We start from the raw sequence: 14,419 nt of genomic DNA on the forward strand, positions 1-14,419 counted from the left end.
TACGGTTGGTTTGTAGATACTGCGAACCGCGATCGGCATATCCTTCGTCAATTTCTTGCCTGGTGCTAGGTTAATCGCTACTCCATCTTTGAGCGCAAAGTCACCATCTTTTGGTACATCTGTGCGTCCCAATTCGATTGGGTTAGTTGGATCCGTCATGTCATAAAGGGCTACCGTGGTACCACTATTCACGCCATTAACGGTAACGCTGCCTGCATCTTTCTTACCGACTGCACTTACAAGACTTGGAGTGCTTGGTTTGACAACAACTTTAACTGGAACTTCTTGGCTAACTCTATCGGTTCTATCTTTCTCAAAGACATTTGCAATGTAAGTACGGGTACCAATACTTGTCACATCTGGTGTCGTTTTCCACGCAGCGTCAAAATCACTTGGGAACGTCTGTTCAGTACCTCTTTCGGTATAAGAAATTCCAACTTTCGGATTTGACTTCAACTGTTCAAGTTCTGCACTACCTCTCACACCCGTAATTGTCTTCCCTGCAAAGTTACGGTCTTTTGCAACATATACTTTCTTAGCGTCACTAACTGCATCAAATACTGTTTGTGTTACAGATAATGGTACAGTTGAAGAACCTGGTAAACTTGATTGTTCTGTTTGACGAAGGTAACGTCCTGGTGGAAGAGTATAAGTCCATTTACCATTAACAGGTGTAACATCTACTCGACCTTGTGCTCCTCGTCCATCTTGGAATTGAATGGTTACTTTTGTCGCGTTTTGAAGCGCTGTACCAGAAATCGTGCGATCCGCATCCGATACTTTATCATCGTGTGTAAGAGTAATTGTCGGAACTTCTGGTTTGGCTACAACCGCATGTGAAATATCAATAGTAGAACGATCTGGGAAGTTAATCACAGCTACTTTTTCCTTATCGTCCGTAGTACCCTTAGTATAAGTCACTCCAGTAGGTAGTTTGCTATTACTTGCATTAACTTCTTGAAGTTTAGCTGCAAAGCGGTCTTTCGCTGCATCTGTAAAGTTACCATTAACGATATCACTAGCACCATAAGTCACTTTTTCAGCATCAGTTGGATATTTCACTTGATTTCTATAGAAATCAGCATACGTTTTAACAGTTTCCTGATTACTATTAGCTGAAGATAATGCATAAGGTGTATCTACTTGTTCAGTTCTATCGTCTGTTTTTACTGTTTTCTTGTATGTTCCAGAGACAAGGACATTAGCATTTAGCTTCTCTCCTAATGTTAAGTCTTTCTTGTAGTCAGCTTTATCGAATGTTACTGTTGTCGCTCCTGCTGTAACTTCTTTTTTTGCTACAACAATGCCTTGAGCATCTTTAAGTTGAACTTTTACAGTTGCTCCTGTCGCTAACTGCGAAGCTTCTGGTAGGTTAGATACCGTAACGGCTGGTTTTGTACCTGCTTGACCTTGAAGTGTTGGTGCTTGCGGTTTGACAGCTAGCGTTACTGAAACATTTTGATCACTATAATTGTGAGTGTCATCTCCACGTTTGTTTTCAACATTACTTCCATACCATACATTGATATTTTCTTCACGTTTTCCGATTTTATTTTCAGGAGCGTATCCCCCATTTTTCCACCAACCAATGAAAGTGCCGCTTGGATTTGGCACATTCGGATCACTTAACTTGACAGAGTTTCTCGCAGTAAGCTTACTAAATTCTGTACCGACCGTTGTCTCGATAGAGTCTTTTCCAGTCTCATAATTTGCTTCATTACCATAAGTCTTGAATGTAACTGTTTTCTTAACAATTCCAGCTCCATGTGGATAGGTCACAACGATTGTTTTAGTCGTTACTCCTGCAGCTGTACTTCTTTCTGCTGGTGTTCCGCCTTCAAATTCGACCATTGTTCCTGTGGGTTTTGTCCCATTTTCAAAGGCTATATAGTAATCTGGGGTTACAGGGTTAAATCTACCTCCTCCGGGAACTAAACTTGACGTCAATGGTTGCCCAACAATCTCATCGTACTCTGTTACTTCTTTATTTTTAACCGTACGATAAGTTACTCCTGGATATACCGTCACCGGAACATCGACTTCTGCCGAAGTATAACCTTGCGCACTAACCGTTACAGTTTTAGTCGAATTTCCTACTGTCGTTGTTGTTGGTTGACCATCCTTCCAAGCAACACTTGGACTTGTTACCCCTGTAGGAACTTCCACAAAATTACTTGCCGTGTCTACATTTGGAATATTTCCGTCTTTAATCGCATAAATCGGTTTAGGCTTCACAGCAATTACAGAGATTACTTCCTCAGCTTTATTACCATTCTTGTCTAGGGCTCTTACTGTAATATCATGTTTAGTGACTGAACTTAGTGTCCCTTTGATTGATTTAGTAGCTGTATCATAACTTAGACCTGTTGGTAGGTCTGTAACCTTAATATTCGCATTATCAACACCGACTCCAGTATCTGTTAGGTTAAGAGGAATATTAACCGGCTTTCCAACTTCCACAAGTCTCGATGAAGCTCCAATAACTGGCTTGGTTTGATCTCCATTAGCTGCCTGACTTCTAGCTTCATCACCTTCAATAGTTTGAGCAATATCCTTAGCTTTCACATCTGTTTGGTCTTTAACCACTTCGTCTCTCAGTGTGATTGCACCAGTAGTTGCATCAATACTAATGCCGTCTTTTTGACCCCTTGTAATCGTCCATTGGTTATCAGCACCTTTAGTAGCAATTACTTCCGTCTCAGTTTGAGGGGTTGTTGTTACAGTACCGTCTTCTTGAAGCTGATGGTTATCTGCTGGAGTATAAGTTACTTTTAGTGAATTAACATTTGGTTCATTCACTGGAGTTACTGTAACATCTCCGTTGTTATCAGACGTTATCTCTGGTTGAGTTGGTCGGCGTTTAGCTAACTTATCACTTGGCACATCCAAGCTTGAACCATCTGGGAATCTAACTGTTACAACCTTGTTTTTATCATCAGTAGCGCCTGCTGTAAATGTCACACCCTGACCATTGATTGTTGGTAGATTGGTATTCGTTTTATTTAGATCTTGCAATTTAGTAGCAAAACCAGTTTTAGCAGAATCTGTGAAGTTTCCATTCACTATATCGCTATTTCCATACACTACTTTTTGGTCATCTGATGGATAAACAATCGATCCACCTTTAGACTCTGCTAATGAAGAAACCGTTAAGGTATAGGTTTTAGTTGCTGTTGCACCTGCCGCATCTCGTACGGTGTAGGTTACTGTGTAATTTCCCTTTTTGAGATAGTCATTCGTTGCTAAGGCAACTGCTTGTCCATCTTTTTGAATGGTGACACTTACATTCTCACGCGCTGGACTTCCTACGGTCTTGTTGGCATCATCTTCTGCGTCCGTTACTGTGACAAGAGATTTCAATCCTGCCAGCGTCAAGCTACCATCTGCTGTGTAATCGTGCGTATTTGGCTCGTTTACAGCAATGTTTGGACCTGTATTGGTTGCAGTTGCTCGTGCAAAATCACCAGAAGGATTATTTGCCTCATTATCATAATGAACACGAGCAATTACACTATTATTAGACGAAGGAATCGTGAAAGGAATATCTGCCTTCGTATTGGCATCTTTAATGTGTAGTTTCAGTAGTTTTTCTGATGGATTATTGCTTTGTTCCTCTGTTAAGTCAGTTGTGCTGTTTCCAGTAGCTGTGAAACTGCCACCACTTGTTGCACGTTCTTCTACTACCTGCCATCCTCCAGCAGCAGTCTTACTAACTCCATACTGATACTTACTTCCATCTTTACTTGCAATAACAACATAGAAACGACTGGCATCATGAGGTACACGAACAACAATATCACGTCCTGCTTGAACTGGAGTTTCTGCAAATTCGGCTTTTCCTAAGCTAACGGTAACATTTTGTGGTGCAGAAATCATGCCACCAATTTCTTGCTTGACTGAAACAGGGTTAGCTACCTTAGTTGTCGCATCTTGTTTTTCATTTTGCGAGAGCAGTTCCCCATCTTGCAAGTCATAGGTCCAGGCACCAGTCGTTCCAACTGTTGTTGAAACTTCCTTGTTATTTTGTAAGGTAATCTTAATCGTTGCACCCGGAATACCTGTACCGGATAGGCTACGGGTCGTTGAACTCAAGTTTTGTCCGTATCCTGATTCTGGTGTTACTGTTGGCATTGCTGGTACAGCAATATCGGATCCAGTCACAAGCTTTTCAGAACCATCTTCAAAAGTCAGTTTGACAACATTGCCTAATCCAGGATCTGTCACTTTCTCTACTCGAGTATTGGCTGGTAAGTTTGGATTTTGTTGTTTGATTTTGGCAACAAACCGATCTTTTGCTTGATCTGTAAAGCTATTGTTTGAAATATCCGCTGATGTGAACTCTTCTTTTTGAGTAAGGGTAATGCTTGTGGCGTCTTTTATAGACTGAACATGAATGGTACGTGTCAGATTGTCCGCAGCCTTTCCAGCAGCGTCACTGGTGCTATACACCAGATTGTAGTCACCTTCTTTGAGATAATCACCATCAGCTAATGTAAAGGCTTGACCACCTTTAGTAATCGCTACTGTTACTTTTTGTTTTGCAGTTTGACCAACTGTTTTAGCAGCATCGTCCTCTGCATCTGTGACATTCACAAGATCAAGCAGTTTTGCTTTTGTTAATTTCTCATTGGCAACGTAAGTGTCTTTAATAGTAGCTTTAGCAGTGATGCTTGGTTTTTCATTTGTTACGTTGGCGTAAATCCAGTCAGCACGGACAGAACCTTCACCTACAGTAATTTGAGAAGTACCAGAAGCAGCAGTTCCTGAAGCATTCGCTTTATGCATCCGTAGACGAATCTTTCGATCTCCCTCTACCAGACGGAAAGGAATAGCACTTTCAGTAGTCGGATTTTTAACGCTAATTTTAAGCTTAGTGATGGATGGATTGTCTTGAGTCACTGTCTCTATACTCAATTTATCTGCAAAACGTCCATCAAGCTTCCAAGCACCATTATCCTTCTTAACGGTTACTTCTTCATTATAACTACCGCCAAATTGAATATAGCTCAATCCAACGTCTTTCGGTAAAGAGAAGGTAATGTCACGACCTGCAGCAACAGGATTGTCCAAGGTAGGGAATCCAATCAAAACATCTTTGCTGGCACTACCAGATTCTACACCATTGACAACCTGTTTCACACGCACAGCTTGATTACTATAACCGCTCGTGTTGTCTGCCAGTTTGTTTTGAGTCAAGGTTTCGTTAGCTGCAAGTGTGTAGCTCCAGCTACCATCAGATGCAACAGTTGTTATTTTATCTGACGACCCATCTTGAAGGGTAATCTTAATAGTTGCACCTACCAAACCTGTACCTGTAATGGTTCGACTGGTTGAGTCTAGCGCATTTGCATAAGCGCCACTGCCATTGACTGTCGGTACAGCAGGCTTAGCATTAGTTGTTCCTGCCAAACTAATGGTGTTTGAACTTTCAGCCTTAGCAGAAACTTCTGTTCCTGCTTTAGCAGTTCCTGCTGCCAAGGTTACCGTATTGCCTGATACGCTAAATCCTGCTTGCCCTTGCCACTGACCTGCATTGTTTTTGGTCAATGTGACAGTTGTAGCTGCAGTTTGGTTGCTTGGTGTATAGGTAACGGTCAACTTATTGGCATCTGAAGCTGGTGTAATGGTAACACTTGTATCCTCTCTTGCATTGAGGTTAGGTGTTGTCATACGACCATAAGCAGTCAATTCTGCAGCATCAGTGTAGTCTGAATAGGCTGTTTGTTGCTTGACAGAGACAGGAGTTCCCGCATTAGCAGTTCCACCCGTCATGTGAATTTCAGCTGTTCCATTGTTGTTATTACGGATGGCAACTGTTGAATCTGCAGTTGCTCCGACCTTACTCCAAGTACCGTCCCTTCCTTTTTCAAAGGTAATCTCTTTGCTTTGATTTCCTGTAGTGGTGTAGCTGAAAATCGCTTTATTGGCACCATCTTGACCAATTGTCGCTGTAACCGCTAAATCACCTTCCTTATCTTGACGAATCTCTGGTTTTTGCGGTTTACGACCTCTACTGTTCACTGCATCACTCTCGTCTGAGTTGAGTGTGTAGTTATTATCTCGATTTGTTTGGTAGTCGTGGCTAGCATTTGTCAATGCTACAGTGGCTGTGATTGCTCCTTTTGGTAGGACGCCAGGAACTGTAACGGTTGCTGTTGAGCCATTTACAGTTGTTCGAGTGCCTGCTATCACCTGTCCATCTGCCTTGAGAGTTACATTGACTGTACCAGCATTGGCTGGGACATTGGTGACTGTGACAGTTTGGTTGTTGAGTCCTGCTTTTTCTCCCAAATCATCTGTCACACGAGGTTTATCCGGTTTCACTTGGACAAGAAGACCAAAGTTTTGCGTTTGACCATTGTCATAGGTTACCTTGATTTCTTTATTGACACTACCTGGTTTGGTTGTTGATGGTGCCTCTGCACTTGTCCTAGACGTTGCTACAAACTCGGCAGTTTGAATCTTGCCATTTGTATAGCTATCCTTGCTGAGGTAGTTTCTTGCATCAGCATCGGGATTAGTTCCTGTCCCTGTTGTTAGTTTGCCATTGTAGTCAGTTGCCCATGTATGCTTGGTTAAGCTTGAATCCACAACACCATAAGTAACCGTAACATCACGGGTAATAGCCTGACCGTTTCGGTCCACTCCTGGGTAGGTCACAGTAGCGGTTGCTGTATGGTTTTGACCTACAGCTGCATTTTTATCTGGTGCTGAGTTGGTTTTCCACGCGATGGTCTTACCATCGGTGTTGTTATAGAAGTCTGATGCTACTGCCGCAGTCGTAGTGTTTGGTTTGACAAAATCTTTCCCTTTGACCGTATACATGCTGTTGTTAGGAGTCACAGGTGCGACGACATCGTAGGTAAGATTTATCCTCTTAGGGGTTTGTCCAGGGTTAGAAGCCAGAACTTCTATAGTTTTTCCAGTTCCTACAGACAAGTCAGGGTTGCTTGGTGCTGTCTGATTTAAAGAATTTGACCATAGGAAGGTTCTATCAGTTCCGATAGCAGAGCCATCTCCATAGGTGAAGTAGCTCTTAGGATCTCCCCATGTAGGTGTTTCCCCTTGGATAAAGGTTAAGCGTCCTGGTTTTTGGACATAGTCCGTACGAGGAGCAGTCGCTTGAACGCTATTGTCACTTCTCCGAAGGACTAGGTTTTCAAAAACCTGATTTGTCTTAGAGTTTACTAACGCAAGCGTTACTCTTAATGGATCCGTTCCAATTTTATCTTTCTTATAGCTATCCGCTGTAAAGGTTGCAGTTCCGTCAGGATTCAAGCCAGTTTCCGCTACAACATCATAACCTTTTGTAATCGGTTGAGGTCCATCGTAGTCATCACTTCCACCTTTTACTAACAAGGCTTTCCAGACCAATGTTTGATCTCCAACTGTGTAGGTTCCGTTGAGATTGTTTCCAAAACTCTTGGTTCGAATCGTCGGTTTTTCATTTGCTTTATCTACTAAGCCAGGATTTTGGTTATCGGCTAAGTTCTGTTTGTTTGGTGGAATAATCAGACTTGTAGTTAGTTCCTTTTTAGTTCCATCAGCTAGCGTAGCTCTAATTTTTAGATTCGTAATACCAGCTTTACTATTATCTGTAATACCGTTATTGATACCGTCGGATACCCACGCTCTAACTGTTGCTTTTTGAGAGTTTAGCCCATCTACTCTCCAGAAGTTTGTTGCGAAGCGTCCAGGCTGTCCATAGCCACCACCACTATCAACTTCAAGGTTGGTGATATTGGTTGCACCTTTCACTAGGAAACGAATACTCTTAGGTCCTATATGCTGATTTTGAGGATAACCGATATATGGTTTGTTATTTGACGCAAAATCAAGTTGATCACCATCTTTAGTATTGGCAGGTCCGATTTTAGCTGGAAGTGTTTTCCTTACATTTGACTCATCAGACTCAACCGTATTATGCCTAGTAGGCTGTCCATGTTGATCTGGAACACGGAAATCAAACCATTCTCCTTCAACAACAGTCTTAACAACGTACTCCCCTAGTTTTAGGTCAGGCACATTAAAGGTAGCACGGCCATTATCATCAGCTTTTTCACTTGCTACCTTTGTCAAGGTGCCGTTAGGCTCTTTTTTGTACAGCACTAAGTCAAATCCTTTTGTACCTCCGCTAGCAGTAATCCTAGCTGCCCCCTCGTCTTGGCGACTTAAGTCTGTATCCAAGATTGGCGTTTTCGGCTTGGTCACAAAGTGGAAAGTATCAGAATCTGTAGAACCATCGTCAAAGGTTCTGACATACTTATAGCTATGAACACCCGGAGTCAAAATAGCATCTCGGGTCAAGGCTTCATTACTAATTTCAGTCTTCTCATTGATTTTATATAAGTGCCACGTTTGACCTTGTCTTTTAGCTTCAGGTTTCCCGTCTCGCTCTTTGTCTAACTTAACACCATGTTCGTTAAAATAATCTCCATATGAAGTAATGTCAAAATATTTGTACTCTGTAATCGGTTGTCCGCCAGCTATTTCTGCAGATATTACCCCGTCAATTCGTGAGTTATAGGGTTGGTCAGACTCATCACGTCTATTTTTATAGGTGATACCATCCTTAGTCACTTGATAAGTATTGTACCCTGATAAAAACTTGGAGTTTACTGTATTTTGATTAACAGGGTAATAGTGATTCCCTGTCAAGTCAAATTTAAACTTATCCGTAGCATCTACTTCTCCCGGCGTCCGAGCATACCATTGTTGGGTTAATAGTCTACGTGGGTTCCCTCCACTGTTTACATCCACCCCCTTGAGACCAGATAGGTAGCTTAGATTAGTGATTCGGTTATTACCTTCCGTTCTAAAGGTGATTTTATAAGCAGCAGTTGGGTCTGCAGAGTAAACACCATTTTCTATAGCCCCTAGTTGACCATAGTAGACGGTTTGCGTATCTTTCTCAATTTGGTCAAACTTTTTGTCTCCTAGTTTTATTTCATCTGAGGTTTCACTGTTCCTATTGAAAAAAACACCTTGTTTAGCCAAACCATTGAGGGTTGATACCTCATAATCATACACAGAATTCAGGAATTTAGTTGGCCTCGGAGCATTTGTTCTATCCGGAGTCCCTTTACTTACATCGGTCAGACCTGCAGCTTTCAAGCTGGCAGTTATCTCATCATCATTCCCGTTTCCAGGAGATGAAAAGGAACGAGTTTCAGTAGACGTCACCCTAGTAATGGTAAAGCTATTTCTAACCAAACTTTGCCCTTTAGGAAGAGTAAAGAAGAAACTCATGTTTTGGAGATTTTTACGATCAGGATTAAGTGTGATTTCCCAGTCAATTCCGTTTTTAACGCCTTTAGATGGATCTGCCGTTACTTTAGTAACTTTTTCACGCAAATACTTCAAGATGTCTACCACAGGGTCATCTTTACCTGCAGAAGTTTGTCTCTTAACATTATAGTAAACATAAGTGTACTTATCGTATGGAGATGTTGAGTCATCACCTTTATCAAAGTAACTCGTATACTTATCAATAAAGTAACTTCCTGGCCCTACACGTTCAGCCGAACGTGCATTACGTGTTCGTACTCCTGCTGACACATTGCGGAAACCTGACCATCCTCTAGTGCTGGTGCGCGGTTGGATAGTTACATTGTTTTCGCTTGGGGTTGCAGACTCGGCTGGATTTACAGGGCCTGTTACTTCTCCTGCATTCACATCATTTTCACGAAGTACCCCTTCGATCAGTCCACGAGATTTTTTCAGGTCTGCCAAAGCAGCACTAAAGTCTTCTTGACTGATGGTGTTGCCTTTAGAGAAGGCTTCATTGAACTTATCAGCAGCTGCCTTGGCTGCTTGGATTTTATCTGCTGATGCTCCGTTAGCTCGGAGTTGCTCAGTGATGAACTCTAGCTCATCTTTTAGTCCCCAGACCCCGTTTTTACCTTCTGTCGTGTTAGTGTAGGTTGGGAGCGTCTGTGGAGTCGTTTGAGAGTTCGTCCCAGCAGCTGTTGTGTTTCCTCCAGCAGACGGAGCAACTTGGGTTGCAGCTGGTTCTGACGCGCTCAAGCCTCCTCTTCTATGACGTTTCCCTCCACTTTCTTGATTCGTTACAGCTCCGTCTGGAGTGGCGAGTCCGGTAGTGGTCAGACCGGTAGATGCTAGGCCTGCTTTTTCCAAGATTGTTGGATTTTCTAGGGCAGGTGTCAAGGCTTGGTTGACACGGCTGATTAGGGCTTCCATAGCTCTTGTTTGCTCGTCAACTTGCGCTTGTGTCGCTTTAGGGTCGCTCAAAACTGCATTAGCTGCTGCTAGACCCGCTTCCACTTCAGCATGGAGTTCCTGCATTGAGCTAAGCGTTAGTTTTTCCAACAAAGCTTGTAGATTGCTTTGAGTCGATTTGGCTGCCTCTGTATTAGCAGCAGCTGGCTGGTCTTGCTCTTTTTCTCCCTCTGCTTGAGGAGTTTCTTGAGCAGAGTCTGGCTGGCTAGAGTTAGAGTCTACCTCAGCAGGCTTAGACACAGCCTTACCTTGTTCAGCTTCCTCAGCTGGCGCTTCTTTTGCTTTTAGCTGGTCGGCTGATCTGAGTTCAGCTGGCTGGTCAGTCAGAGCTTTCTTGGAGTCTCCCTCATCCGAGGCTTCTGGATCCCCATCTGCATTGCCATCAGAACCTGTCGTAACGACATCACTTGTCGTAGCTGGAGTAATTGTCTCACTCGCCGCCACAGCCCCATTCGCAAAAAACATCAAGGCCGCAACAGCAACGCTGGCTGCACCAAAATGATATTTACGAATCGAGTAACGGAAAATCTTTTCCCCGTTATCATCACGATATGATTTTTTCATGATTGAATTACCTCTCATTTTTCCTTTCTGGAGGTACTAAAAAATACCCCCCCCTTAAATATTTTAGGTATTTAAGAAAGGATATGTTTCTTTTTATTCCGACACTTGTCATACTCTTCGAAAATCAAATTCAAACCACGTCAACGTCGCCTTGCCGTACTCAAGTACAGCCTGCGGCTAGTTTCCTAGTTTGCTCTTTGATTTTCATTGAGTATAAAAAGACAAATTTCGAGACAGTATTATTATATCCTATTTTTACAAATTTGAACAGCAAAATGCGAACTTTTTTAGCCATATTATCACTTATTTTTATAGGTGGTTTTTGAGATTCTATTTCAGAAAAAAACTGATTAAGAAGTCTTCAAGAAAACAGCAAAACACCCTCTATCAGTGCTCTCCCTCCTGGTATTGTAACTCTTATAGCAGATTGAAATAAGATGTGAACAAATTGAGTAGGAAAGTCAAAGTAATTTCTAACAATGTTTTGGCAGTAGTTGTTTGGCGTGTGTACTATTCTAGTTTCAATCTACTATACTAAAAACGGCTTGAAAGGTTTATCACATGAAAAAGGACAGCAAAAAAAGCCAACTGAACAAAATCAAGTGACTCAAGCCTAAAAATTATATCAAAAATAAGAACTAGATAAAGCGATTGTAACAAACACATTCATTTCTAGCAATGTTTTAGTAATAGTGGTATGGTGTGGCGTGTGTACGGTTCTAGTCTCAATCTATTGTGTTTCAAAAAAACGAAGCAAAAAAGCTTCCTTGACCCGACGAGTCAGGTCTTCCATGAGTTTGACTTGCTCATCAACCTGTGCTTGCGTCGCTTTTGGATTCTCTAAGACCGCCTTAGCCTTTGCGAGATCTTCTTCGACTTCAGCGCGGAGAGCCTTCATGGAGTCTAGGGTCAGATTTGCCAACAAAGCTTCTAGGGTGCTTTGTGTCGATTTGGCTGCACTTGTGTCAGCTACTGGCGCTGATACTTCCTGATCCTTTTCCTTCGTCACTTGAGGAGCTTCTGCGTTCTCATCTATCTTAGTCTCGGGCTGAGGACTTTTAACTTCAGCTTCTGATTCTTCTTGACTTCCTTCTTCAGTTTTAGCTTCTGGAGCGCTAGATTCTCCTTCTGATTTGAGCTCAACAGGCTGTTCAACTACTGCCTTTTTCTCAGGACTCTCCTCATCTGAGTCCTGTGGATCCCCATCTGAATTTCCAGAAGGTCCAGCAACTACATCACTAGCTGTTACTGGAGACACTGCAGGGGCCTGCGCTTGCACCCCATTCGCAAAGAACATCAGAGCCGCCACCGCAACACTAGCAGCTCCAAAATGGTATTTCCTTATTGAGTAACGGTAAATTTTTTCACCATTGTCACTATGTTTTTTTCCAAACATGAGCATAGCATCCTTTCATTGTATCACAGGCCAACTTTCCTCAAAAGAGTACACAAAAACCCGTAACACATAATATGTCAACTTTATAGTAATACTTTTACGGAAAGACATCAAGTATAAACCTAGATGAAGATAAGATTAAAAAAGTAGCAAAAAAGCCGATATAACAGTATTTTCTCGTGATTGTATATATATGCACACCCTTATCTATCAATCTTATTATGGATAATATTTTAAATTTAATATAAATAAAAAACAGACCCTATCTATAGAAAGATAAAATCTGACATTTTTTCTATATAAAATCAACAGAAGCATTCTGCTGAAAATAGTGAAATACGATGTAAGTTTCCTAGCACTCTGATAATATTTTAAGAGAAAAGCTAGATACATCCCCTAACTTACAAAAGCGCCTCAAACTCAGCCACGGTCATTCCCAACTGCTTACTGGCAACTTCAGATGTTAGAAGACCTTGACGAACGAGATTTAGTAGCATAGACAAACTTCCTTCAGCTTTCCCGCGTTCAAGTCCTTGTTCGATACCTTCCGCCCTAGCTGTTTCCAAGGCTTAGTCCTGTGCCAACAAGGCTTGTTCTTCTCGCATACGTAGTTGACTAAACATCTTCCTGTCCTCCTCGGACCAGCTCTTGTAGTCCAGCAGTTGGTCTGCCTGGCTGATGGCTCGCTCAGGTTGCTGGGTAAAGGGTTTATTCCCGAAAAACTCCAACCACGGTTTGCGAATGCTATCTTTGCTGGTTTCTCTGTATTTGTTAGATCTTATTTATGATGATCTTTCAATAGTGACTCAAATTCAGCAACAGTCATACCCAACTGCTTACTGGCAATCTCGGAAGTTAGAATACCTTGACGGACTAGATTTAGTAGCATGGACAAACTTCCTTCAACTTTCCCACGTTCAAGTCCTTGTTCAACTCCCTCAGCTCGTCCACGCTCTAAACCCTCTGCGCGACCACGTTCAAGACCCTCAGCTCGACCTCGTTCTAAGCCTTTTTCTTCAGCTTGCTCCAAAGCATAGTCCTGCGCTAACAAGGCTTGTTCTTCTCGCATACGTAGTTGGCTAAACATTTTCCTGTCCTCCTCGGACCAGCTCTTATAGTCTAGCAGTTGGTCTGCTTGGCTGATGGCTCGCTCGGGTTCTTGGGTAAAGGGTTTATTCCCGAAAAACTCCAACCACGGCTTGCGAACCTCGTCTTTGCTGGTTTCTCTATATTTTTTTAATTCCAAGAACGCCATCTTAACCAGATGGTTTTCTTGTCCGTTATTTGTGATAGTTAAAACCTCACCTGTCGTATCTTCTCGCATACTAAAGCTGTGAAAAGCCAAATCGTCCGAGAAGTAGTTGCTATCTACAATTGCGATTGCGTAAACTGGTGCAATGTATTTGTAGCTCTGGTGGGTATCACCTTCACGTTGACGGATTTTTTCAAGGTTTTGATTAACCTGACTGCACAGGTAAGCCCACAGGCGATTGATGAAAAAATTCTGATGATGAACCTGAATCTCAATGATAACCTGTGTCCCATTGTCCAACTCCGCCAAGACGTCTATACTGGTATAGAAATCCTGCGCTGAATAGGACATGGAAGGCAAGACGTGAATATTGCTTCCCTCCAAAATAGTTACATTTTTTGCTGGCAAGTCCAGCATATCGCGAATAAATTGACAAGTGATCTCTGGATTACTAAAAATCTTCTTAGCAACCAAATCATTGGTTGGGCTGATGCCCGGATGACGTACAGTCATATTTCTTCTCCTTTCATTATAGCACATTTTTTAATCTAATTTACTAGATTCACTGCTACTATCTATTTATTCGGAAAAGAAAGGAGAAAGTTAAAAATTTTTAGACTTCACAGGTTGAAAGTTACATAAAAAGCAGCTGATTCTTTTTTTGATTCTACCATATTTCTAGCGATTACTCCTATAAATAGGATACATCCCAGTTTCTAGCAGAAAAGGACTCTGAAAAGCAAACAAAACCCAGTATTAGGAAGAGTTAAATCTTATCTGAAAATGACTAGCTCTCAAGCTATAGCTTTGTGTCTAGATATAAGTATCACTAGGAAAAACTCCATAAGTAAACACACCAAAATTGGATGTTCCTACTATTCGAAAACCTCTTCAAACCACGTCAACTTTGCCTTATCTAGAGCTTCAAAAGGATGTTTTGAGTCATCTGCTGGTAGATTTATTCATTG

General features: G+C 41.9%; 3 protein-coding genes and 1 pseudogene. All 4 read right to left on the reverse strand.

Annotated features, from left to right (window positions below):
* Nucleotides 1-10,803 (reverse strand): YSIRK-type signal peptide-containing protein (locus tag HW098_RS03565; protein WP_176139317.1); only part of this gene is annotated, 10,803 nt, incomplete at its 3' end.
* A gap of 730 nt (nt 10,804-11,533) precedes the next feature.
* Nucleotides 11,534-12,199, reverse strand: coding sequence for a YSIRK-type signal peptide-containing protein (locus tag HW098_RS03570; RefSeq protein ID WP_176139318.1), 666 nt, complete (start codon nt 12,197-12,199; stop codon nt 11,534-11,536).
* A 401-nt stretch (nt 12,200-12,600) separates the two neighbouring features.
* A pseudogene (locus HW098_RS03575) lies at nt 12,601-12,969 on the reverse strand (hypothetical protein); the annotation flags it as partial.
* A gap of 8 nt (nt 12,970-12,977) precedes the next feature.
* A complete protein-coding gene (locus HW098_RS03580; RefSeq protein ID WP_176139319.1) occupies nt 12,978-13,964 on the reverse strand; it encodes an Rpn family recombination-promoting nuclease/putative transposase in 987 nt (328 codons plus the stop codon).
* Between the last annotated feature and the right edge of the window lie 455 nt (nt 13,965-14,419).

It is taken from the genome of Streptococcus sp. 1453 (assembly GCF_013276955.1).
GTDB lineage: Bacteria > Bacillota > Bacilli > Lactobacillales > Streptococcaceae > Streptococcus.